Below are 25182 nucleotides of genomic sequence, written 5' to 3'. Positions count from 1 at the left end.
ACGCTGTGTATTAATCCGCAAAACTTTGACAGTCAGCCATTTCAACAGGTTAGAATCCCTTGGCATGCGGACTGCATGGTCAGTTTTCGCTCTCAACGTTTTTGATTCGTTTTCTATGGAGTACCGCCCTTGGATGCAGTAACCATCAACAGCCTGTTCCTGATCGGCGCGTTGCTGGTAACGGCGAGCATTCTGGTCAGCTCCCTTTCCTCACGCCTCGGCATTCCGATTCTGGTCATCATCCTCGCGGTAGGCATGGTGGCGGGTGTCGACGGCGGCGGCATCATCTTCGACAACTATGCAACGGCCTATCTGGTCGGCAACCTCGCACTGGCCGTCATCCTGCTCGACGGCGGCCTGCGAACCCGGGTGGCGAGTTTCCGGGTGGCGCTTTGGCCGGCCCTGTCGCTGGCCACGGTTGGCGTATTAATCACCACGGTGCTGACTGGCATGGTCGCGGCCTGGCTGTTCAACCTGAACATGATCCAGGGCCTGCTGATCGGCGCCATTGTCGGCTCGACCGACGCTGCTGCGGTGTTCTCGCTGCTGGGCGGCAAAGGCCTGAACGAGCGGGTCACGGCCACGCTGGAAATCGAGTCCGGCAGCAACGACCCGATGGCGGTATTCCTGACCGTGACCCTGATCGGCATGCTTGCCAGCGGCCAGACCGGTTTGCACTGGGGCCTGCTGGGGCATTTGATTCAGGAATTCGGTATCGGCGGCATCATTGGTCTGGGCGGTGGCTGGATCATGCTGCAACTGGTCAATCGCATCAATCTGGCAGCCGGCCTGTACCCGATTCTGGTGATCGCAGGCGGTCTGGCGATCTTTGCCCTGACCAACGCCATTCACGGCAGCGGCTTCCTGGCGGTCTACCTGTGCGGTCTGGTGCTGGGCAACCGCCCGATTCGCAGTCGCCACGGCATTCTGCACATGCTCGACGGCATGGCCTGGCTGGCGCAGATCGGCATGTTTCTGGTGCTGGGTCTGCTGGTTACACCTCACGACCTGCTGCCTATCGCCGTTCCGGCGCTGGGTCTGGCGCTGTGGATGATTCTGGTGGCGCGACCCTTGTCGGTCATGGTCGGCCTGCTGCCGTTCAAGGCGTTTCATGGTCGCGAAAAAGCGTTCATCGCCTGGGTCGGCCTGCGTGGTGCGGTACCGATCATTCTGGCGGTGTTCCCGTTGATGGCCGGTTTGCCCAATGCCCAACTCTACTTCAACCTCGCCTTCTTCATCGTGCTGGTCTCGCTGCTGCTGCAAGGCACCAGCCTGCCGTGGATGGCAAAACTGCTGAAAGTGACAGTTCCGCCTGATCCTGCACCTATCTCCCGCGCCGCCCTTGAAGTCCACGCGACCAGCGAGTGGGAGCTGTTCGTCTATCGCCTGGGTGCAGAGAAATGGTGTATCGGCGCGGCGCTGCGTGAATTGAAGATGCCCGAAGGCACCCGTATCGCGGCCCTGTTCCGCGGCCAGCAACTGCTTCACCCGTCCGGCAGTACCACGCTGGAAGTCGGCGATCTGCTCTGCGTGATCGGCCACGAGCATGACCTGTCCGCACTGGGCAAACTGTTCAGCCAGGCTCCGCAACGTGGCCTGGACCTGCGTTTCTTCGGCGACTTCGTGCTCGAAGGTGATGCGCAGTTGGGCGATGTGGCAGCGCTCTACGGCTTGAAACTCGACGGCATCGACCCCGGAATGCCGCTCAGCCAGTTCATCGTGCAGAAGAATCGCGGCGAGCCGATTGTGGGCGACCAGATCGAATGGAATGGAACTATTTGGACAGTTGCCGTCATGGACGGGAACAAGATCCAGAAAGTGGGCGTCAAATTCCCCGAAGGAAGCCGCCCGGGTCCCGGATTGTTCCTTTAAACTGCCTACCCACACGTACCATCACGCGACCGGTGTCTATGTTTTCCCTGCGCTCTTTTTGTGCTGCCGCACTGTTTACGCTTAGTCTTTCCACCTTCCCCGCCCTTGCTGCCGACCCGCCCACCAGTCAGGCCGTGCAGCAAAGTCTGGACAAGATCGCTGACCGCAAACTGCCGGACGCCGACCAGAAAGCGCTGCAACAGGTGCTCGAGCAAACCCTGGCGTTCCTGGCCAGCAAGCAGGACAGCGAGCAGAAGCTGACCGCACTCAAGCAGCAACTCAATCAGGCGCCCAAACAGACCGTCGAGAACCAGCGTGAGCTGAGTCGCCTGAAGGAAAGCAAAATCGTACCGATTGCACAGCGCTACGGCGGCCTTGATGTGCCGCAGCTGGAGCAGATGCTCAGCCAGCGCAGCACCCAGCAGAGCGATCTGCAGAAAGAACTCAATGACGCCAACAGCCTGAGCATTACCGCCCAGACCCGCCCTGAGCGTGCCCAGGCGGAAATCAGCGCCAACCAGAACCGCATCCAGCAGATCAATGCGATCCTCAAGCTGGGCAAGGACAACGGCAAGGCCCTCAGCACCGATCAGCGCAACCTGCTCAACGCCGAGCTGGCGTCGATCAATGCCCTGAACCTGTTGCGCCGTCAGGAACTGGCCGGCAACAGCCAGTTGCAAGACCTGGGCAACAGCCAGCATGACTTGCTCACCGAGAAGGTTACGCGTCAGGAACAGGAAATCCAGGACCTGCAGACCCTGATCAACGACAAGCGTCGTGCCCAGTCGCAGAAAACCGTGGCCGACCTGTCCCTTGAAGCCCAGAAGTCCGGTGGCAGCAGCCTGCTGGCGACCGAAAGCGCCTACAACCTGCAGCTGTCCGACTACCTGCTGCGCGGCACCGACCGCCTCAACGAACTGACCCAGCAGAACCTCAAGACCAAGCAGCAACTGGACAACCTGACCCAGACCGATCAGGCGCTGAGCGAGCAGATCAACGTCCTCAGCGGCAGCCTGTTGTTGTCCAAGATTCTCTACAAACAGAAACAGTCGTTGCCGCATCTGGAGCTGGACAAGGGGCTGGCAGACGAAATCGCCAACATTCGTCTGTATCAGTTCGAAATCAACCAGAAACGCGAGCAGATGAGCACGCCAACGGCGTATGTCGAAAAACTGCTCACCACGCAGCCACCGGAAAACGTAACGCCGCAGTTGCGCCGGACGTTGCTGGACCTGGCAATCACCCGCAGCGATTTGCTTGAGCGCCTGAACCGTGAACTCAGTGCGCTGCTCAACGAATCCATCACCCTGCAACTGAACCAGAAACAGCTGACCAGCACCGCCATCGGCCTGCGCTCCACGCTGGACGAGCAGATGTTCTGGATTCCCAGCAACAAGCCGCTGGACATCGAGTGGTTCCAGAACATCTGGCCGCGCCTTGAAAAACAGGTCGCCACCCTGCCCTGGACGTCCAGCCTCAGCGAACTGTCGGATGGCCTGACGCAGCGTCCTCTGCTGTTCCTGCCGCTGCTGTTGCTGATCGGTGTGCTGACCTGGCGACGCAAGGCGCTGTATCAGCGTCTGAACCGCCTGCACGCCGACATCGGCCACTTCAAGCGTGACAGCCAATGGAAAACCCCGCTGGCCTTGCTGATCAACGTGCTGCTGGCCATGCCTGTCGCCTTGGGCCTGGCCCTGTGCGGCTATGCACTGCAGATCGATGCGCGCGGGCAGAACGCCAATCTCGGCGAAGCGCTGCTGCAGATCGCTTTGGCCTGGCTGGTGTTCTACACCGCCTATCGCGTACTTGCGCCATCGGGCGTTGCGCAACTGCATTTCCGCTGGGAAACGGCTCAGGTCGAATTCCTGCGTGGCTGGGTCCGTCGCCTCGGGCTGGTGGTACTGGCGCTGGTCGCCGTTGTAGCGGTCGCCGAACATCAGCCTGCCGCCCTGGCCGACGACGTGCTGGGGATTGGCGTGGTACTCACCTGCTACGCACTGATGGCATGGCTGCTGGGACGCCTGCTGGTTTCAAGCCCGACCCACCACAACGCGTCGCTGTTTCGCAAAGCCGTGGGCATGGCGTTTACCGCACTGCCCGTCGCCCTGTTCGTGGCGGTTTGCTTCGGCTACTACTACACCGCACTCAAGCTCAGCGACCGACTGATCGACACGCTGTACCTGCTCATGCTTTGGCTGGTGGTGGAAGCCACCTTCGTGCGCGGTCTGGGTGTGGCGGCACGCCGTCTGGCCTACCAGCGCGCTCTGGCCAAACGTCAGGCTGCTCGCGAAAACGGCGACAGCGATACACCGGTCGAAGAACCCAAATTGGACATCGAACAGGTCAACCAGCAATCGCTGCGTCTGATTCGTCTGGCCTTGCTGGGCGGCTTCATCGGCGCGCTGTATCTGGTCTGGGCCGACCTGATCACGGTATTCGCCTACCTCGACAACATCACCCTCTACGAGTACACCAGCGGCACCGGTGCCAACATGAGCATGGTGCCAATCAGCCTGGGCGATTTCATCGGCGCGGTGGTGATCATCGCCATCACCTTTGTGCTCGCGGGTAACTTGCCCGGTCTGCTGGAAGTGCTGGTGCTGTCACGCCTGAATCTGGCGCAGGGCAGTGCCTATGCGACGACGACACTGTTGTCCTACGCCATCGCCGGGATCGGTTTCGTCACCACGCTCTCGACCCTCGGCGTGAGCTGGGACAAGTTGCAGTGGCTGGTGGCAGCGCTGTCGGTCGGCCTCGGCTTCGGCATGCAGGAGATCTTCGCCAACTTCATCTCCGGCATCATGATCCTGTTCGAACGTCCGGTGCGGATCGGCGACACCATCACCATCGGCAATCTGTCGGGTACGGTCAGCAAGATCCGTATTCGTGCCACGACCATCACCGACTTCGACCGCAAGGACATCATCGTCCCGAACAAGACGTTCATCACCGGCCAGCTCATCAACTGGTCGCTGACCGACACCATCACCCGCGTGACCCTCAAGCTCGGCGTGGACTACGGCTCGGACCTGGAGCTGGTTCGCGACCTGCTGTTGCAGGCGGCCCGTGAGAACCCTCGGGTCCTGAAAGAGCCGGAACCGATCGTCTACTTCCTGAATTTCGGCGAAAGCACGCTGGACCACGAACTGCGCATGCACGTTCGCGATCTGGGCGACCGCAACCCGGTGCTGGACGAGATCAACCGGTTCATCAACCGCGAGTTCAAGAAGCAGAAAATCAACATCTCGTTCCGCCAGATGGAGATCTACCTCAAGAACACCCAGGGCAAGGAATACAAGATGGTGCCCGTGGACGCCGAGGAAAAGACCGTGCTGCCGACCGAGAAGGCCACACCGCCGGTCAACACCAAAGTGGCGCCCGCCACCAAGGATGCGCCAGAACCGCCTGAACTCAGGCTCGACTGATCGGGTCAACCCCAGCAGAATGCCCTCACATTTTGCTGGAGATGGCCTGTGAAAGCCCTCGACGAACTCGTCTTCGACAACCGCTTCGCCCGCCTGGGCGATGCGTTCTCCACCTCAGTCCTGCCTGAACCCATCGCCGAACCGCGTCTTGTGGTCGCCAGCAAGGCCGCACTGTCCTTGCTGGACCTTGAGGCGAGCCAGGCCGAAACGTCTCTATTTGCGGAAATCTTTGCCGGACACAAGCTCTGGCAGGAAGCCGAGCCGCGGGCGATGGTCTATTCCGGCCATCAGTTCGGTTCGTACAACCCGCGCCTGGGCGATGGGCGTGGGCTGTTGCTGGGCGAGGTCTACAACGATGCAGGCGAGCACTGGGACCTGCACCTTAAAGGCGCCGGACAGACGCCGTATTCGCGTATGGGCGATGGTCGCGCGGTGCTGCGCTCTTCGATCCGCGAATTTCTGGCCTCCGAAGCCCTGCATGCGCTGGGCATTCCCAGCAGCCGCGCCGCCTGTGTGATCGGCTCCAGCACGCCCGTCTGGCGGGAAACCGAGGAACGCGCCGCGACGGTCCTGCGTCTTGCTCACAGCCATGTGCGCTTCGGCAGTCTTGAATACTTCTACTACACCAAGCAGCCGGAGCAGTTGAAGCAACTGGCCGAGCATGTACTGACGATGCACTACCCGCAGTGCCAGGAACAGCCCGAGCCGTATCTGGCGATGTTCCGGGAAATCGTCGAGCGCAACGCCGAACTGATCGCCAAATGGCAGGCCTATGGTTTCTGCCATGGCGTGATGAACACCGACAACATGTCGATTCTGGGCATCACTTTTGACTTCGGGCCGTTCGCGTTTCTGGACGATTTCGATCAGCACTTCATCTGCAACCATTCTGATCACGAAGGCCGCTACTCCTTCAGCAATCAGGTGCCCATTGCGCAATGGAACCTCAGCGCACTGGCCCAGGCCCTGACGCCATTCATCAGCGTGGACGCGTTGCGCGAAACCATTGGTCTGTTCCTGCCGCTGTATCAGGCGCACTACAGAGACCTGATGCGCCGTCGCCTCGGCCTGACTCAAGCCAACGAGCAGGACGACGAACAGGACGACATACTGATCAGCCGCCTGCTGCAACTGATGCAGAACAGTAGCGTCGATTACACGCTGTTCTTCCGTAGACTGGGCGATGCACCGGCAGCCGAAGCCTTACGTGTTCTGCGTGACGACTTCGTCGACATCAAGGGCTTCGACAGCTGGGGGGAGACCTATCTGGCGCGCATCGCCCAGGAAGAAAGCACCTCGGAAGACGAACGCAAAACCCGCATGCACGCAGTCAATCCGCTCTACATCCTGCGCAACTACCTTGCACAAAACGCGATTCAAGCCGCCGAACAAGGCGACTACGAAGAAGTCCGCCGCCTGCACGAAGTGCTCTGCAACCCCTTCACCGAACAACCCGACATGGACCGCTACGCCCAGCGCCCACCGGACTGGGGCAAGCATCTTGAGATCAGCTGTTCGTCGTGATCCGCGCAAATCGCAAGAAGTGACGCGGAGCGTCACGGGATGCATGCCCACGCGCGATGGGCACGATCAATATCGGGAATGATCGTTCCTACGCTCCGCGTGGGAATGCCGCCCAGGACGCTCCGCGTCCGCTTTCAGCAGCGCGAAAGACCTTCGACCTAGCTGGGTCAGCAAAAGCGCTCTGTTCTTCGTCGGCCGTTCGGCGGTAGCATCAAACCAGCCGTTAAGTCCTAGTACGAAAGCGTGTATGCGAGCATGCTTGTCTTTCCTATGCAAGACGATATGGCATCAGAGATATAGACACATCTTCCGTGCGACGGGCTGCATTGGCAAGTGAGATGGCCCGCAACTAAAATTATAGTTCAAGGCTGCTTGCAATGAATGCGGACGCATGCCTCGCACAATAAGCTGACATATCAATATAAGATCATGGAAATTCTGACGTACATCACACAGCAGGAGCAATACATCATGGATGATAAAATCAACGGTAAAGCAGTCGTTATAGACATGGGCAGCGCCATAACAAAAATAGGCTTTGTCGGTGAGAAGACACCACGGGCCATGATCCCTACTGTTATAGGAAAACCTAAATCTGGCGCAAACCAGACGACTGTATACGTGGGTGAAGAAGCAATTACCAAGAGAGAAAGTTTAAATCTCAGCTACCCGATGTCGCTCGGCCTTGTAACCGAGTGGGATGACTTCGAAAAATTCATCCATCATGCATTTAATGACATTTTGAAAATCAGTCTAGAAAATCACCCAACACTATTAACGGAGCTTCCGCTTAACCCAAAAGCCAACCGAGAAAAAATGACTCAAGTCATGTTTGAGACATTCAACTGCCCCGCCTTTTACACCTCGAGCAATGCAGTCCTCAGCCTATATGCAACCGGAAGAACAACCGGTTTCGTTCTGGACGTGGGCGACAGCGTCATTTGTGCAGCGCCAATTTACGAAGGATATGTGTTGCCTCATGCGACGCTTAAACTCAATACCGGTGGACGCCACCTAACTGAAACATTGGCAGAGCGCTTATCAAAATCATCACTTGACTCAATCGCGTTGAATGAACGTATCTCAGTAGCCCGATACTTCAAGGAAAAGTTAAGTTGTGCCGCACTGACCGCTGACAGAGTTGCCCAAACAGGGGTTGGTCTTTTTGAAAAAACATACAGCTTGCCAGACCATGAAGACATATTCGTAGCAAAGGACTTTCATTGTGCGGAAGCTTTATTTCGGCCTTCTCTCGCCGGCAAAGGCTCAGGCGGCATCCAAAACCTCATCCACCAAAGCATTACCAAGTGCGACGCAGATATCCAAAAGGATCTGTGGAGCAATATTGTGCTGAGTGGCGGCTCAGCAGCTTTTGAGAAGCTGGGTAACAGGTTGCAAACGGAACTTTCAGCGCTAGTACCCACTACAACAGAAGTCAAGGTTACTGCGCCAATTGAATGTACGTACTTAAGCTGGCTCGGAGGATCCGTATTGACAGACAACCCCACCTTTCAGGAAATGTGGATTACCAGGCATGAGTATGACGAAAGCGGCCCAAGCATTGTCCATAGAAAGTGCTTTTGATAGGGTTTGAAAACCCTGCTCGACCGCTTGGCACAGAACGTTATAAAGGCCGCACGCCTTCACGGCGTGCTTTGTACCTGACAACCCGACATGGACCGCTACGCCCAGCGCCCACCAGACGGGGGCAAGCATCTGGAAATCAGCTGTTCGTCGTGATCCGCACAAGGTGCAAGAAGTGACGCGGAGCGTCATGGGCGGCATGCCCTCGCGGAGTGAAGTGGGAACGATCAGTGTTGGGGCGGACTTGTGTGTAACGATGAGCGCGGAGCAAGGGCACGATCAATATCGAGTAATGATCGTTCCTACGCTCCGCGTGGGAATGCCGCCCAGGACACTCTGCGTCCGCTTTCAGCCGCGCGAAGATGGATTGGCAAGCCCCGCATCGACCAGCCATTGCTCCAGCCCTTCCAGATCGGGAATACGGGCGACGGTGTCACCGACCTGCACCGCTGCCAGTTCCAGCTCGGTAAGGGGCACGTCGACGTAGCTCAACTGGCTGTCGACCTTGCAGGAGCGCGGAATGCCCTGGGTCAGCAGGGCAATGAACCGGACGTCGTGGCGGGCGCCGAGCGCGTTGAGTACGACGATGCGGGCACGGCCGCCGACCCGGGTGCGCCCCCCACAGGCGGCTTCGAAACTGAGCAGCGGCAAGGTCAGTTCACGCCAGCTGATAGGCCCCAGGTACCACTCGGGCGCGCCCGGCTCGGCGCTGCAGTCCTGATAGTCGATGAGTTCTGCAACGGCCACATTGGGCAGCAACAGGTGGCGGTCGCTCAAGGGCAACAGCAGGCCGGTGAGACTGGTCAGACGGCTGGTCTGGAACGTACTTTCAGACATTAACCTGACTCCAATAGGCGATGCTGTCCAGCAACACGCTCTCTTGATACGGCTTGCTCAGGTACTCGTTGACGCCAATCGCCATGGCGCGGTCGCGGTGTTTCTGGCCGGAGCGTGAGGTGATCATGATGATCGGCAAATCCTTGAGCTGCTCGTCGTGACGGATCTGACTGGCCACTTCGAAGCCGTCCATGCGCGGCATCTCGATGTCCAGCAGCATGATGTCCGGGGTGTGTTCCTGAAGCAGGCTCATGGCGTCGACACCGTCCTTCGCCGTGAGCACGTGCATGCCGTGGCGTTCCAGCAGTCGGCCGGTCACCTTGCGTACCGTGACCGAGTCGTCCACCACCATGACCAGCAGCGGCCTGGCCTGTTCGATCTCATGGAATGTCTGCACCGGTCCGTCAGTTGCCGGTCTGTGCAGGCGTCCCTGCAAGGTACGAATCTGCGCCATCAGGTCGAGAATCAGCACCACACGACCATCGCCCAGAATGGTTGCGCCGGAAATGCCCTGAACCCTGGCGAATTGCGGGCCGAGGTTCTTGACCACGATTTCCCGCGAGCCGGCCAGCGCATCGACCTGCACGGCCACCCACTGGTCCTGCAGATGCACAAGCAGCACCGGCAGCGGCTCGAGCTGGCCGACAAGGCGTGGCGGGCTGTTGTCGATCAGTTCACCCAGATAGCGCAATTCATAGCTGCGTCCGCCGTACTGATAGCGCGGCGGGCTGGTCTGGTAGCAGGTGTCCAGTTCATTGGGCATGACCCGCACGATGCCATCGACGGTGTTCAGCGGCACGGCGTACTGTTCTTCGCCGCAGGTGACCATCAGCGCGCGATTGACCGAGACCGAGAATGGCAGGCGAATCCTGAAGCGAGTGCCCTTGCCCGGCGTCGAGTCGATCACCATCGATCCGCCCAATTGCTTGACCTCGGCGTGCACCACGTCCATGCCCACGCCACGTCCGGAAATCTGCGTGATGATTTCCGTCGTGGAGAATCCGGCCTGCAGGATGAACGGCAGAACCTCGTGATCGGCCAGATCGGCATCGGGGTGGATCATGCCGCGCTTGATCGCCTTGCGTCGCACAGCGGCCAGATCGACACCCGACCCGTCATCGCTGAGCTCGATCAGGATGTCGCCGCCCTCGTGCATCAGCTCCAGCGTGATCAGCCCCTGCTCGGGCTTGCCCGCGGCGAGACGCCGTTCAGTGCTTTCCAGCCCGTGATCGACCGCGTTGCGCAGCATGTGCTCAAGCGGCGCGACCATCCGTTCCAGCACATTACGGTCCATCTCGCCGTCGGCGTTGGCCACCTCGAACTGCACCTTCTTGTTCAACTGAGTCGCAACCTGCCGCACGACACGTCGCAAACGCGGGACCATGCGCTCGAAAGGCACCATGCGCGTACGCATCAGGCCTTCCTGCAATTGAGTGTTGACCCGTGCCTGCTGCGACAACAGCATTTCGGCGTCACGCGTGCGTGCGCCGAGGGTTTCCTTGAGGTCCATCAGGTCGGATGCCGACTCGAACAGCGCGCGGGACAGCTGCTGCAACTGGGAGTGGCGGTCCATTTCCAGGGGATCGAATTCTTCGTAGCCAAGGCGTTCGGCCTGCACCTGCTCGCGGCTGAGGATGCGACCCTGAGTTTCCATGTCCAGACGTCGCAACTGATCGCGCATCCGCTCGATGGTCGTTTCCATCTCCACCAGCGCGACCTGAGCGTCGAGCATCTGCTGTTCGATGCGCCCCCGAAAGATCGAGGTCTCGCCCGCCAGGTTGACCAGATTCTCCAGCTGCTCGGCCGGCACCTTGATCGTCTCCGGCACGTTGCGCTCGGACTCGGCATCCACTGCGGCCGCTGGTGCAGCCACGGGTTCCGGCTCGCGCGCGTTCACCAGCGGCAGCCGCTGTCCGGGCTCCTGACTGGCGAGGTTCTGAATGTTTTGAATCAGGAGAGTCGCATCCGGCAGCGGTTTTTCGGTCCGCACGGCATCGAGCATGTCGGCCAGCACGTCATGGCCGCTCTGCAGCAGGCTCATCATCAGCGGATCAGCCTGCATGACACCTGACGACAACCCTTCATAGAGGGTTTCGAGCTCATGGGCGAGGTCACCGATGGGGGCGATCTCGACCATGCGCGCCCCGCCCTTCAGCGTATGCAGATCACGCAGCAGGTTCTCGACTTCCAGGGTGTTCTGCGGGTCAGCCTGCCAGCGCGACAGGGATGCGCCGGAGCTTTCCAGCAAGTCGAAACCTTCTTCGAGGAAGATTTCCAGCAGTTCGGTATCGCGTTCCTGCGGCTCATCAATGTGTTTCGTTGGCACAACCGGCTCGGGCTCGCTGGCCTCACCGTTACGACACTGAATCAACGCGTCGATCAGCGGCGCCGGGGCGCTGAGCGCTTCCTGCCGAAACAACTGTTCCAGCATGATCGCCAATTCGTCGTGGCTCTTGAGAAGCAGTTCGGCCAGTTGCGGCGAATGGTTGAAGCGCCGGTCGATCAGCCCCTCGTAAAGGTTCTCCAGCTCATGGGCCAGATCGCCCACTTCGGCGACTTCTGCCATTCGCGCACCGCCTTTCAGGGTGTGCAGATCGCGCTGCAACGAAGACAGCGGCAACGGGTTTTCCGGCTCGTCCAGCCAGCGCTGCAGGGCTTGCCCTGCACTGTCGAGGATATCGACGGCTTCCTCGAGAAATATTTCGACAATTTCGTCGTCCAGACTCGCCGCTTCGGATTGCGGAGCCTCGCTGGCCATCTGTGCGGTGGCAGCATTGAGTTCAGTGACACTCAGCGTGCGGTGCCCATCGCTCTTGATCAGCCCGGTCGCGGAAGGGTCAAGCGCCTGTTCGAGCAGTTCATGCAAGGCCCGCACGCATTCGGGACGCGGGTCGACGTCCTGCCCGGCCGCGACCTGATCGAGCATATTGATCAGCGCTTCGTGAGCCCGCTCGGCATCGTCGAAGAACTGATCGCTGACCGCCAGACTGCTTTCTTCCACTGCCCCATACAGATCGAGCAAGGCTTCACACAGCTCATCGACCTGTGGCAGATCAGCCAGATGCGCGCCATGACCCAAGGTGGTCAGCTCATCGAGCAGCGCACTGAGCTCCTGTCGCTCGCCGGGATGTTCACGCCAGCGTCGCAACAGGTTTTCCGCATCCAGCACGATGTCCATGCCTTCGGCGAGGAAGCTGGCAATCAGCTTGGGATTGCGCTTGATACGCAGGCCGTTGTCCGACTCTCGCAGGGCAGCGGTCAGACGGTCATTGAGCAGCGCGCAGGCGGCCTCGATCAGGGCAGGCGCACCGGGAATCGGTGCCAGCGGCTGGCTGTCCAGTTGCTCCAGCCCCTTGCGCAACAGCGGCTCGGCGCTGCGCAGCAGACGGATTTCGGGCATGCCGATGGCGATCAGGTTGGCTTTGTACTCGCGCACCAGTTGATCCAGCGGGCTGGCCAGTTCGGCTATCGGCAAAACGCCCGCCATGTGTGCGCTGCCCTTGAGGGTATGCAAGGCACGCAACAGGCTGTCGCTGATCGAGGGCGACGATGACTGTTCGGCGCTTTCAAGGAAGCGATCCAGCGTGCCCAGGTGCCCGAGGGCTTCCTGACGGAATATCTCCAGCAATTGCGGATCGATGACTTCGACATTGGGCTCGTTCGGCTGCACCGGCAGCGCAGGCGGCTCCAAGCCGTTGGCCAATGCATGAGCGCGGGCCGCGAGCAGGTCGACATCGTCGCGCTGACGCTGCGCCCCTTCGGCATAATCCTTGATGACCAGTGGCAGCAACGCCAGCACATCCGTCAACAACTGCTGGACGTCGAGCGCTGGCGGCACGTCGCCCTCCAGCACCCGGTTCAGCAGGTTTTCCACCGCCCAGGCCAGTTCGCTCAGAATCAGCGCCCGCACCATCCGACCGCTGCCCTTCAAGGTGTGAAAGGCACGGCGTACTTCGGTCAGCGCGACCACATCCCACTGATCGCCCTTGCCCAGCGAAGCGAACCAGCGAGGCAGGTACTCGCGCAGCGCGTCCAGTACTTCGTCAGCCTCCTCCAGAAACACTTCACGCAGTTCATCGTCTACGGCGTCTTCACCGACGGGCGGTGGCAGCAGGCTGGTGGGCGCATTACGGGCCGGCGGATTGACGGCCGAGACCGGTCTGGCCAGCACTTGAGCAATGGTCTGCGTCGGGCTGACCAGCGCCTTGCGGTCGTCCAGCGCCAGCAGTTCGTCCTGGGTGATGACTTCGTCGAGCAGCGGCACTTCCAGAGAGTCCGGCGCTGGCGTGTAGCCCAACCGGGCCAGACTCTGCTGCGCCATGTCGAGGATCTGGTCGCCAGGCGCTTCATGGTCTTCGCCCATGCGTTCCAGGTAGTACTCGACGCAGCTGATGGTGTCGGCCAGAGAGTCGAGCTGCATCGCGCCGGGACGCGTCTTGTCCACCAGCAGGTGTTCCTGAATGTATTCGTTGCACGCCGCCAGCAGACTGGCCGCCCGCGCCAGCGGAATCATCGCCAGCGCGCCGCGCACCTGGACCAGCAAGGCGCACAGCGGGTCAAGGCGCTGGCGGTCCCACTCACTGTCGATGTACTCCAGAATCACGTCCTTGGCCTGCTGCAGCACTACACGCGCTTCGCGAATCACCAACTGGTGGATCTGGGTCAGGTCGGTGGTCGGCAGACGGCTGTCTTCACGGCTGTCCTGCTCGGTACTGCCCGCCATGCCGGCCAGGGTCGACTCGACATACAGCAAGGCACCCGCCACGTCCATCAACGCCGCATCACTGGGCTCGCGCTGCCCATGCGCCATGCCCTGCACCACCGCAAGCTGGTCGATGATGACCTTGCGCGGCTGGCCGAAACCGAGCACCGCCAGGGTGTCAGCGATCTGCCGCAACGGCGGCAGCAAAGGGTTCAGCTCGCTGACGTGCTCCCGGTCGCCGCGCACGAACACATCCAGCCGTTCCTTGACCCGCACCAGCCCTTCACACAAGGCCACGATGACCGAACGCATGGCGTCACGGTCCGGCCCGGCCATGCGGGCGCGTTCTTCGTTGACCACGTCGTTGCCGGGCAGCGCATCGGCGAGCGCGTACTGATCCTTGAGATCAAGCATCTTCGGCGCAAGGCTGTCGGACTTGGCGATGTAGAACAGCAGACTTTTCAGCAGTTCTTCGGGCGCAGGCTGGTTAATACCTTCGATGCCCTGCTCGGCCAGTCGCTTGAGTTCCTTGTCGGCATCCTTGAGCAGGCTGCGCAGTGCCGGGCTGTTGGCGAAGTTGCCGTTGAGCATGGTCTCGACCAGTGCCGTGGCGATTCGCCAGAGCGGCCCCAGTGGCGCATCTTCACAAAGCTGTTCCAGACGGGCGAATACCTTGGCCATGTAACCGAGTTGCGTCTTGACGCCCTGCTCGCGCATCAGGCCCGCCAAAGCGGCCTGCAGGGTCTGACGCAACTTGCGCAACAGGTTGGGCAGATCGGATGTATTACGCCGGGCCAGTTCTTCCTCGTCCAATGCGGGAACAACGACCAGTTGCGGAGCGAACAGGCTGGTTTCCGACAGCAGGCTTTCGCCACGGGCGCTGCGCAAGTCGTTGAGCAGCGGCAGGACCACCAAAGGCAGATCCCGGCGCGCCGAATGAATGCGCTCCAGGTACACCGGCAACTGGGTCATGGCCTGAATCAGCAACTGCTCGGACTCGATCGGATGGCTGACGCGTTTCTGCTGCACGGCCAGTACCAACTGCTCGATTTCCTCGGCCAGCAGCGCTGCGCCGTAGAATTCGATCATCTGCAGGCTGCCATGCACCTGATGCACAAGGTTCAGGCACTCGGCTATCGCGGCCTCGTCCGCAGGGTTTTCGATGAATTCGTCCAGTGCATGACGTGCCTGCGTGAGCGTCTCGGCGATCTCGCCCTTGAGCCACTCCAGCGCCACATAGTCGTGACGATCAGCCATGACAGTTACCGCCCTTTACCCGGTCCAGATCGTTCATTGAGTGAACATCATCCGATTTTTTTCGATGGCGGCAAGGTGAAACCCGACACCGAACGACGCATTTCGCTGGCCATCTTCGCCAGGTTGCCAATGCTCTCGGCGGTTGCCGCGGTGCCCGAGGTGGTCTGTGAGGTGGTCTGCTGGATCACGCTCATGGTCTGGGAAATCTGTCCGGCCGACTCGGCCTGTTGCCGCGCGGCATCGGTGATACTTTCGATCAGCTCGGCCAACACTCTGGACACGCCTTCGATCTCTTCGAGCGCGACGCCTGCATCCTGCGCCAGCCGCGCGCCACGCACCACTTCGCTGGTGGTCTGCTCCATGGAGATGACCGCCTCGTTGGTGTCGTTCTGGATCGCCCGCACCAACGTCTCGATCTGTTTGGTGGCCGAAGACGAACGCTCGGCGAGCCGCTGGACTTCGTCGGCAACCACGGCAAAGCCGCGCCCGGCATCACCCGCCATGGACGCCTGAATGGCCGCATTGAGGGCTAGAATGTTGGTCTGATCGGCAATGTCATCGATCAGGCTGACAATGTCGCCGATTTCCTGCGAAGACTCACCCAGACGCTTGATGCGTTTGGACGTGTCCTGAATCTGCTCACGAATGTTGTCCATGCCGCGAATGGTGTTGTGCACCACCTCGTTGCCCTTGTTGGCGATGGTCACCGAACGCTCGGCCACCGATGAGGATTCCGAGGCATTGGCCGACACCTGATCGATGGACGCCGCCATGTCGTTGATCGAAGTCGAGGCCGCGCTGATCTGCAACGCCTGATGCCGGGAAGCTGCGGACAACTGCATGGCCGTGGCCTGGGTTTCGGCGACCGCCGAGGCCACCTGCTCTGCCGTGAGGTTGATGGTGACCACCAGTTCACGCAACTGGTCGATGGAGTAATTGATCGAGTCGGCGATGGCACCGGTGAAGTCTTCGGTTACCGAGGCGGTGACGGTCAGATCGCCATCGGCCAGATTTTCGATTTCATCGAGCAGGCGCATGATCGCGTTCTGGTTGCGCTCGCTCTTCTGTGCAGTTTCACGCAACTGGCGGTTGGTTTCGCGAACCATCACCAGCGCAATCAGGATGATCGACATCAGCGCCAGCAGGCCCAGCACGTAGCCGCCCACGGTGTTGACGGTGCGTCGGTTGGCCAGATTTTCCAGACTGTTGGCCAGCACCGAGGTCTCGTCCAGCAGGGTCTGCGAGGTATTGAAGATGTTGCCCGACGCTTCCCGCACGCGATACAGCTCCGGCGAGGTTTCCAGGATTTCGTCCACCGAGCCGGATACGAATTCGAACAGCTCGGCAATTTCGGCCAGCCGCGCCCGCGCATCCCGGTCTTCGACTTGGGCAATGCGCATGGTCGCGTTGCCTTCCAGCATCCCGTTGAGAACACGCCCGAACTGGCTGGCGTCACGGCCAAAGGCATCTGCCGCCTGCACGGCGGTTTCATCACCCGCAAGTACCGTGTTGACCGATCCCAGAATCCGCTCGGCCAACAAGGCCTGACGCTGGGCGACCACAACCTGCGCGGCAGGCGCTTTGCTCTGCAGAAGAATCTCGACAACCTTTTCGTATTCGGCCTGCAACTGCGGAATGGTCTCGGCGAGGGTTGCAGCCACCTGATGCAGCGACAGCACGGTCTGCTCGCTGGCCAGAATCACGTCGGTGTTCTTGCGCAGCGCCTCCCAATCGTTCTGCACGTTGCGCAGTTCGTCGCGGATCGATGACGGTGCGGCGGGCAGGCTGGTGTTGGGATCGCCTTTTCTCAGGTAGCCCCAACGCAGGTCGAAGTCGTTGCGCGCATCGGCCAGCAGCTTGAAGGCCTGGGCCTTGCCTGCAGCCGCTTCGGTAGCATTTTTCGCGATGCGCTGGGACAACACGCGCAGCTCTCCGGCATGCCCGATGTACTGCTTGTCGTAGTTCGACTGAGTATTGAGGTAAGCGAAGTTGGCGAACAGCAACATGATGAACACGATGAGCGCGAAGAACAGCACGACAATCTGCGTACGGCTGCGTGCGCCTTCCAGTGACCTGCCTGTCTTACTCATTTAAATCAGGCCCCCGCCTGGACCAACTGCGATTCGTGACACAAAACCGGTCCGCCCATGGCGAGCCGCTGCGACCTTCTAGAACGCCACATCCACAAACTCCGCAGACTGCACCAGCGCCCACGGACTGAACACCAGCCAGGCCTGTTCACGAATGAACTGCCCGCGCAGAAACGGCAACAGACGCGGATCCAGTGTGCCCTGCGCTTCGGAAATCAGGCTCAACTGACTGAAATGCTGCATGCCGAAGACCTCGTCCACCAGCAGACCGGCGAACGCGTCCTGATGTTCAACCACCAGCACCCGGCGCTGCTTGCGCACAGGCGACAGCTCCTGACCGAAGAATCCGCACAGGTCGGTGAGTGGCAACAGTCGTCCGCGAAGATTGGCGATGCCCACGATCCAGGGTTTGACCCCATGCAAGGCGGCGTGTCGTGGCTCGTGCAGGATTTCGGCGATCTCGCCAATGGGCGCCACGAAACGCTGCTCGCCCATTCTGAACCCGATACCGACCCAGTCCTGCTGATGGGCTTCCTGCAAAGGCAGGCCAGCCGCCAGCGACCGACAGCGCCGGTCGATGTCCAGAAGCATTTCAAAGGCTGTGCGTGGCTCGGCCATGGCGATTCCGGCAGTCAGCCGGCCAGCACCGCGTTCAGGGTTTTCATCAGGGTGTCTTCATCCACCGGCTTGGTCAGGTAATCGCGTGCACCCTGGCGCTTGCCCCAGACCTTGTCGGTTTCCTGATCCTTGGTGGTGATCATGATCACCGGAATCATGGCGGTGTCGGCGTCCTTGGTCAGCTGACGCGTGGCCTGGAAGCCGTTGAGCCCCGGCATCACGATGTCCATGAGCACGGCGTCGGGTTTTTCCTGACGGGCCAGGGCCACGCCGTCCGCGCCGTTTTCAGCCTTGAGCACCTCATGGCCATGCTTTTCCAGCATGCCGGTGAGTTTGTACATTTCAGTCGGCGAGTCATCGACGATCAATATTCGAGCCATGGGTGTTCCCCGTCAGGTTGCGAGCACGCGTTCAATGGGCGCGGGCGTCACGGTATGTGTTGTTCTACTGCAACGAAGCTCGGCACATGGGCCTTGATCGCGCTGAGCAGTTCTTCCTTGCTGAATGGCTTGGTCAGAAACTGATCCGACCCCACAGCCCGCCCTCTGGCCTTGTCGAACAGCCCGTCCTTGGAGGACAGCATAATGACAGGCGTGGACTTGAACGCTCGATTGTTCTTGATCAGGGCACAGGTCTGATAGCCATCCAGACGCGGCATCATGATATCGACGAATATGATGCGCGGGTGGTTATCGGCAATCTTGGCCAGCGCATCGAAACCGTCGATGGCCGTGATGACTTCACAGCCGACGTTTCTCAGCAGCGTTTCGGCGGTACGGCGAATGGTCTTCGAGTCATCGATGACCATGACTTTCAAGGCTGTGGGGTGCTGTTCCATATCTGCTCTTCCATCGCCGCAGCGAATTTTTGCGTGTACTGCAAAGCACTGGGAGCCTGATGGTATGGCTTCACTGATCCGGAAGGATCGTAGACTAGGTGTGAGGCCTTTTTAGCACACTCCTCCCTCTCAATCCATAAACTGCGCCGCCCCTTGACCGGGAGCACTCGGAGCGCCACCCTGACGCCAATTTCACGGCCGTACCGGCCCTTATCGATCAGAGGATATTGCCCATGAGCGTTCGCCTAGGGATTGTCATGGACCCCATTGAGCGCATCTCCTATAAAAAGGACAGTTCGCTCGCCATGCTGCTGGCTGCACAGGCGCGTGGCTGGGAGCTGTTCTATATGGAGCAGAAGGATCTGTACCAGAACGCAGGTCAGGCCCGTGCGCGCATGAAGCCGCTCAAGGTGTTCGCCGATCCGGGCAAATGGTTCGAATTCGAGGCTGAAGTCGACGCAGGCCTGGACGATCTGGACGTGATCCTGATGCGCAAGGATCCGCCATTCGACATGGAGTTTGTCTACGCGACTTACCTGCTGGAGCAGGCCGAGCGCGCTGGCGTGCTGGTGGTCAACAAGCCGCAGAGCCTGCGTGACTGCAACGAGAAGCTGTTTGCCACGCTGTTCCCGCAATGCACCCCGCCGACGCTGGTCAGCCGCCGCGCCGACATCATCCGCGAGTTCGCCGAACAGCACGGCGACGTGATCCTCAAGCCGCTGGACGGCATGGGCGGCGCGTCGATCTTCCGCCATCGTGCGGGCGATCCGAACCTGTCGGTCATTCTGGAAACCCTGACGGCCCACGGCACCCAGCAAATCATGGCGCAGGGTTATCTGCCCGCGATAAAGGATGGCGACAAACGCATCCTGATGGTCGATGGCGAACCTGTTCCTTATTGCCTGGCGCGTATTCCGGCAGCCGGCGAAACCCGTGGCAACCTCGCCGCTGGCGGCCGTGGCGAAGCGCGTCCGCTGAGCGAAAAGGACCGCTGGATCGCCGAACAGATCGGCCCGACCCTGCGCGAGAAAGGTCTGCTGTTCGTGGGCCTGGACGTGATCGGTGAGCACCTGACCGAAATCAACGTGACCAGCCCGACCTGCATTCGCGAAATCGACAACGCTTTCGGCACTGACATCGGCGGCCTGTTGATGGATGCGATCGAGAAGAAGCTGCAGGCGCGTGCTGCATGATTATCGGGTTTACTTTGAAATGATCCCGAATTGTGGGAAGCCCGCTGCGAAGTCTTTGACGTAGCGGGGCCTTCCACATCGAGGACTGCCGGGCATACCGGGCATTGAACGCCCTTCGTCCGATCCGGACCGGAGCTTCAAGCCACATTGCGTTATCATGCGTCACCTGTAACACGACACGGACTTTGACATGCAGGCTGACGAGATGCTGAACCGCTCATGACATCGATGGCCAGAAACGACCTTCCCCTGGAACTCGCCAACGTCGGCGTGCGTCCGGCTGATCGTCTGGGCTTCACCATGATGATCGCGGCGTTGATCCATCTGGCGATCATTCTCGGCGTGGGCTTTACCTACGTGAAGCCGGAGCAGATCTCGCAGACCCTGGAAATCACCCTCGCCACCTTCAAGAGCGAAGAAAAGCCCAAACAGGCTGACTTCCTCGCTCAGGACGACCAGCAGGGCAGCGGTACGCTGGACAAGGCTGAAACGCTCAAGACCACCGAAGTCGCGCCCTACCAGGACACCAAGGTCAACAAGGTCACGCCGCCCCCGGCCAGCAAGCCGGTGGTCAAGCAGGAAGCGCCCAAGACTGCGGTCGCCACCACGGCACCCAGCCCTCAGAAAACCGTCGCCAAGCGCGAAGAGGTCAAACCCGATCCAGCGGTCAAGGCCGCGCCGACCTTCGACAGCGCCGAACTGAGCAACGAAATCGCCAGCCTTGAAGCCGAACTGTCCGCCGAACAGCAGTTGTACGCCAAACGCCCGAAGATCCATCGCCTGAACGCGGCTTCGACCATGCGCGACAAGGGCGCCTGGTACAAGGATGACTGGCGCAAGAAAGTCGAGCGAGTCGGCAACCTCAACTACCCTGAAGAAGCTCGCCGCAAGCAGATCTACGGAAACCTGCGGCTACTGGTCTCGATCAATCGCGACGGTTCGCTGTACGAAGTGCTGGTGCTCGAATCTTCCGGACAGCCGCTGCTGGATCAGGCAGCGCAGCGAATCGTGAGGCTTGCAGCACCATTTGCGCCGTTCACCGGCGATCTGGCTGACATCGATCGACTCGAGATCATTCGCACCTGGAAATTCGCCCGCGGGGACAAGCTTTCCAGCAACTGATGCTTTTTTGCCAATACTGCCAGCGCACGCACATCTGACAGTTGTCAGGCACGCGGCTCAGCGCCACACTAGGGCTCATGAAAAAAGTCTCTCCGAGTTACCTCAAGCATCAGTTCTTGATCGCCATGCCGCACATGCACGACGAGAACTTCTCGCAGACCTTGACTTACGTTGTCGAGCACAACGCCAATGGCGCAATGGGACTGGTGATCAACCGCCCGCAAAGCCTGACCCTGGCCGATGTGCTCGAACAATTGCGACCGGAGCTGCCTGCACCGGTGCGCTGCCAGCAGATCCCCATTCATTCCGGCGGCCCGGTGCAGACCGATCGCGGCTTCGTGCTGCATCCCAGTGGCCAGGTGTTTCAGGCAACGGTCGATCTGCCGGGTGGCATCTCGCTGTCCACGTCCCAGGATGTGCTGTTCTCGATTGCCGACGGCTATGGCCCTGATCAAAATGTGATCACACTCGGCTACGCCGGGTGGGACGCGGGTCAGCTCGACGCCGAAATGGCCGCCAACGCCTGGCTGACCTGCTCGTTTGACCCGGGCATCCTGTTCGATGTGGACAGCGATCAGCGCCTCAACGCCGCTGCCGCACGACTGGGCGTCAATCTCAATCTTCTTTCGACCCAAGCGGGACACGCCTGATGGCTGCATTGCGCCTGCTGCTGGGGTTTGATTTCGGCACCAAACAGATCGGCGTTGCGGTCGGCCAGGCCATTACCGGTCAGGCCCGTGAGCTGTGTACCTTGAAGGCGCAGAACGGCATCCCGGACTGGGACAAGGTTCAGGCGCTGATCAAGGAATGGCAACCCGACGCCATCGTGGTAGGCCTGCCGCTCAATATGGACGGTACACGCAGTAACATGAGCGACCTGGCCGAAAAGTTTTCACGCAAGCTCAATGGCCGTTTCGGCGTGGCGGTGTATACCCACGACGAACGCCTGACCACTTTCGAAGCCAAGGGCGAACGCATGGCCCGAGGCGGCCAGAAAGGCAGCTACCGCGACAACCCGGTTGACGCCATTGCCGCCGCCCTGCTGCTGCAAGGCTGGCTCGACGAGCACCCCGAACTGTTGAATGCGTGACTTTTTGCGTCCGCACCGCTTCGAGATACCCGGATTCCACGTTTACGCCTGAGCCGCGCCGCCTGGACGGACGCTGCCCGAGCCCCAAGGAGCAACCATGAGCCTGCCCAATCCCGCCGAACTGATTCGTCAGATGGCCACTGACCTGAACGCTCACCTGAGCAAGCGCGGCATCAGCGACCCTCGTTTCATCGGTATTCGCACCGGCGGCGTATGGGTTGCTCAGGCGCTGCTCAAGGCACTCGACAACACGGCCCCGCTCGGCACGCTGGACGTTTCCTTCTACCGTGATGACTTCAGCCAGAACGGCCTGCATCCGCAAGTACGCCCGTCGGAGCTGCCGTTCGAAATCGAAGGGCAGCATCTGGTGCTTATCGACGACGTGCTGATGAGCGGCCGCACCATTCGCGCGGCCCTCAATGAGTTGTTCGACTATGGCCGCCCGGCCAGTGTCACGCTGGTCTGCCTGCTGGACCTGGAAGCCGGTGAACTGCCCATCCGCCCTAACGTGGTAGGCGCGACGCTGTCTCTGGCACCGCAGGAGCGCATCAAGCTGTCCGGCCCCGAGCCTCTGGCACTCGAACTTCAAGACCTCTCTACCGCCCTCTAAGAGTCCATTGCGATGACGCCTCTCGACGCCAAGCGCCCGCTGCAGTTGAACCATCAGGGTCAGCTGCGCCATTTTCTGTCTCTGGACGGCTTGCCTCGCGAGCTGCTCACCGAAATCCTCGACACCGCCGACTCGTTTCTCGAAGTCGGTGCCCGGGCGGTGAAGAAAGTCCCGCTGTTACGTGGCAAGACGGTGTGCAACGTGTTCTTCGAGAACTCGACCCGTACGCGGACCACTTTCGAACTGGCGGCCCAGCGCCTGTCGGCCGATGTGATCACGCTGAACGTCTCGACCTCGTCCACCAGCAAGGGCGAAACGCTGTTCGACACCCTGCGCAACCTTGAGGCCATGGCCGCCGACATGTTTGTCGTGCGCCACGCCGACTCGGGTGCAGCGCACTTCATTGCCGAGCACGTCTGCCCGGACGTGGCGATCATCAACGGCGGCGACGGCCGTCACGCTCACCCGACCCAAGGCATGCTCGACATGCTGACGATTCGTCGTCACAAGGGTGGTTTCGAGAACCTGTCGGTGGCCATCGTCGGCGACATCCTGCACTCGCGTGTGGCGCGCTCCAACATGCTGGCGCTCAAGGCGCTGGGCTGCCCGGACATCCGCGTGATCGGACCGAAAACCCTGCTGCCGGTCGGCATCGAACAGTATGGCGTGAAGGTCTACACCGACCTGAACGAAGGTTTGAAAGACGTGGACGTGGTCATCATGCTGCGTCTGCAGCGTGAGCGCATGACCGGCGGCCTGCTGCCCAGCGAAGGCGAGTTCTACCGCCTGTTCGGCCTGACCACCGCGCGTCTGGCCGTAGCGAAACCGGATGCCATCGTCATGCATCCCGGTCCGATCAATCGCGGCGTGGAAATCGAGTCGGCAGTGGCCGACGGGGCTCATTCGGTGATTCTCAATCAAGTGACTTACGGCATCGCGGTGCGCATGGCGGTGCTGTCCATGGCCATGAGCGGACAAACCGCACAACGACAGTTCGAGCAGGAGAACGCCCTGTGAAGCTCAGTATTCTAGGCGCTCGCGTCATCGACCCGGTCAGCGGTATGGATCAAGTCACCGACCTGCACATTGAAGCGTGCAAGCTTCTGGCAATCGGCGCCGCACCAGCCGGCTTCGAAGCGAGCCAGACCATCGACGCCACCGGCCTTGTCGCCGCGCCCGGTCTGGTCGATCTCAACGTATCCCTGCGTGAGCCGGGTTACAGCCGTAAAGGCAGCATCGCCAGCGAAACCCGTGCGGCGACGGCTGGCGGCGTGACCAGCCTGTGCTGCCCGCCGCGCACCAAACCGGTACTGGATACGTCAGCAGTTGCCGAGCTGATCCTGGACCGCGCTCGTGAAGCCGGTTTCAGCAAGGTCTTTCCGATTGGAGCGCTGAGCAAGGGCCTGGAAGGCGAGCAGCTGGCCGAACTGATCGCCCTGCGCGATGCGGGCTGCGTTGCGTTCGGCAACGGGCTGAGCAGCTTCAACAACACGCGCACGCTGTGCCGGGCGCTGGAATACGCGGCCACGTTTGACCTGACCGTGATTTTCAATTCGCAGGATCGTGATCTGGCCGAAGGCGGTCTGGCTCACGAAGGTCCGACGGCCAGCTTTTTGGGACTGGCCGGCATTCCGGAAACGGCCGAAACCGTCGCCCTGGCGCGAGACCTGCTGCTGGTCGAGCAGAGTGGCGTGCGTGCGCACTTCAGCCAGTTGACCAGCGCTCGGGGCGCGGCCCTGATTGCACAGGCGCAGGCGCGCGGACTGCCCGTAACGGCGGATGTGGCGCTGTATCAGCTGATCCTGACGGATGAGGCGTTGATCGACTTCTCCAGCCTGTACCACGTCCAGCCACCCCTGCGCACCCGTGCCGACCGTGACGGCCTGCGCGAAGCGGTGAGGTCTGGGGTGATCCAGGCCATCTCCAGTCATCATCAGCCCCATGAGCGAGACGCCAAACTCGCGCCATTCGGTGCAACCGAGCCAGGCATCAGCAGCGTCGAGTTGCTGCTGCCACTGGCCATGACCCTGGTCGAAGACGGCCTGCTGGACCTGCCAACCCTGATCGCCCGCCTGAGCAGCGGCCCGGCAGCGGCGCTGCGTCTGCCCGCTGGCAAGCTGAGCGCAGGTGCGCCAGCAGACATCGTCCTGTTCGATCCAGCGGCTTCAACCCTGGCGGGCGAAACCTGGCTGTCCAAAGGCGAAAACTGCCCCTTCATTGGCCACTGCCTGCCGGGGTCGGTGCGTTACACCTTGGTGGATGGGCGGATCAGTTATAACCGTTGAACTACCTGCTGATCGTAACCACGCTCCGCGTCCGGCAGTAAGGTGTGACGTAGAGCGTCACAAATGGCACAGACTGAGGATTTAATGAGCCGAGCGCATGACGTGGATAACGCTTGAGCTTGGGCGCGCATCTGC

Annotated in this window: 17 protein-coding genes; 11 read left to right on the top strand and 6 right to left on the bottom strand. The window is 60.7% G+C overall.

Annotation, left to right across the window (positions count from 1 at the left end; translation table 11 throughout):
• Positions 1–129: 129 nt before the first annotated feature.
• From AC0IXS_RS17170 to AC0IXS_RS17155, 4 genes are all read left to right on the top strand, one after another.
• On the top strand, positions 130–1872 hold the full coding sequence (locus AC0IXS_RS17170; RefSeq protein ID WP_057409796.1) for a potassium/proton antiporter: 1743 nt from the start codon (positions 130–132) through the stop codon (positions 1870–1872).
• A 38-nt stretch (positions 1873–1910) separates the two neighbouring features.
• Positions 1911–5297 carry a mechanosensitive channel MscK gene (gene mscK, locus AC0IXS_RS17165; protein ID WP_057409797.1) on the top strand — a complete coding sequence of 1129 codons (3387 nt, stop codon included), beginning with the start codon at positions 1911–1913 and terminating at the stop codon, positions 5295–5297.
• Positions 5298–5345: 48 nt separating this feature from the next.
• Positions 5346–6821: a protein adenylyltransferase SelO gene (selO, locus tag AC0IXS_RS17160; protein ID WP_057409798.1), complete on the top strand. Its 1476-nt coding sequence runs from the start codon at positions 5346–5348 to the stop codon at positions 6819–6821.
• A gap of 471 nt (positions 6822–7292) precedes the next feature.
• Positions 7293–8405, top strand: a complete 1113-nt coding sequence (locus tag AC0IXS_RS17155; protein ID WP_122668032.1) for an actin family protein — start codon at positions 7293–7295, stop codon at positions 8403–8405.
• A 348-nt stretch (positions 8406–8753) separates the two neighbouring features.
• On the opposite strand, the gene AC0IXS_RS17150 is transcribed toward AC0IXS_RS17155, so the two are convergent.
• From AC0IXS_RS17150 to pilG, 6 genes are all read right to left on the bottom strand, one after another.
• On the bottom strand, positions 8754–9242 hold the full coding sequence (locus AC0IXS_RS17150; protein ID WP_122421595.1) for a chemotaxis protein CheW: 489 nt from the start codon (positions 9240–9242) through the stop codon (positions 8754–8756).
• Positions 9235–15201 carry a hybrid sensor histidine kinase/response regulator gene (locus AC0IXS_RS17145; RefSeq protein WP_471825248.1) on the bottom strand — a complete coding sequence of 1989 codons (5967 nt, stop codon included), beginning with the start codon at positions 15199–15201 and terminating at the stop codon, positions 9235–9237. The genes AC0IXS_RS17150 and AC0IXS_RS17145 overlap by 8 nt, the downstream gene beginning before the upstream one ends.
• Before the next feature lie 47 nt (positions 15202–15248).
• On the bottom strand, positions 15249–17291 hold the full coding sequence (locus AC0IXS_RS17140) for a methyl-accepting chemotaxis protein (RefSeq protein ID WP_122425821.1): 2043 nt from the start codon (positions 17289–17291) through the stop codon (positions 15249–15251).
• Positions 17292–17369: 78 nt separating this feature from the next.
• Complete coding sequence (locus AC0IXS_RS17135) at positions 17370–17909, bottom strand: chemotaxis protein CheW (RefSeq protein WP_025993546.1); 540 nt, start codon at positions 17907–17909, stop codon at positions 17370–17372.
• A gap of 14 nt (positions 17910–17923) precedes the next feature.
• Positions 17924–18289 carry a twitching motility response regulator PilH gene (gene pilH, locus AC0IXS_RS17130; protein WP_004884368.1) on the bottom strand — a complete coding sequence of 122 codons (366 nt, stop codon included), beginning with the start codon at positions 18287–18289 and terminating at the stop codon, positions 17924–17926.
• Between the two features lie 47 nt (positions 18290–18336).
• A complete protein-coding gene (gene pilG / locus AC0IXS_RS17125; RefSeq protein ID WP_004884369.1) occupies positions 18337–18747 on the bottom strand; it encodes a twitching motility response regulator PilG in 411 nt (136 codons plus the stop codon).
• Between the two features lie 233 nt (positions 18748–18980).
• Between pilG and gshB the strand changes: the two genes are divergently transcribed.
• From gshB to AC0IXS_RS17090, 7 genes are all read left to right on the top strand, one after another.
• The gene (gshB, locus tag AC0IXS_RS17120; protein ID WP_471825244.1) at positions 18981–19940 is read left to right on the top strand and encodes a glutathione synthase; all 960 of its coding nucleotides are present in this window, start codon (positions 18981–18983) and stop codon (positions 19938–19940) included.
• A gap of 219 nt (positions 19941–20159) precedes the next feature.
• Positions 20160–21062: an energy transducer TonB gene (locus AC0IXS_RS17115; protein ID WP_004884371.1), complete on the top strand. Its 903-nt coding sequence runs from the start codon at positions 20160–20162 to the stop codon at positions 21060–21062.
• 77 nt (positions 21063–21139) lie between these two features.
• Complete coding sequence (locus AC0IXS_RS17110) at positions 21140–21712, top strand: YqgE/AlgH family protein (RefSeq protein WP_004884372.1); 573 nt, start codon at positions 21140–21142, stop codon at positions 21710–21712.
• Positions 21712–22152: a Holliday junction resolvase RuvX gene (gene ruvX, locus AC0IXS_RS17105; protein ID WP_004884373.1), complete on the top strand. Its 441-nt coding sequence runs from the start codon at positions 21712–21714 to the stop codon at positions 22150–22152. Before AC0IXS_RS17110 ends, ruvX begins: the two co-directional genes overlap by 1 nt.
• Positions 22153–22249: 97 nt before the next feature.
• Positions 22250–22762 (top strand): bifunctional pyr operon transcriptional regulator/uracil phosphoribosyltransferase PyrR, encoded by a 513-nt coding sequence (pyrR, locus tag AC0IXS_RS17100; protein WP_025993543.1) that lies wholly within the window; start codon positions 22250–22252, stop codon positions 22760–22762.
• Positions 22763–22774: 12 nt separating this feature from the next.
• Positions 22775–23779: an aspartate carbamoyltransferase catalytic subunit gene (locus AC0IXS_RS17095; protein WP_004884375.1), complete on the top strand. Its 1005-nt coding sequence runs from the start codon at positions 22775–22777 to the stop codon at positions 23777–23779.
• Positions 23776–25047, top strand: a complete 1272-nt coding sequence (locus AC0IXS_RS17090) for a dihydroorotase (protein WP_137202518.1) — start codon at positions 23776–23778, stop codon at positions 25045–25047. The genes AC0IXS_RS17095 and AC0IXS_RS17090 overlap by 4 nt, the downstream gene beginning before the upstream one ends.
• Positions 25048–25182: the final 135 nt, after the last annotated feature.

The organism is Pseudomonas sp. AC016 (genome assembly GCF_979253365.1).
Note: the sequence above shows the minus strand (reverse complement) of the source record. Positions and strands in the feature narration are given on the sequence as shown.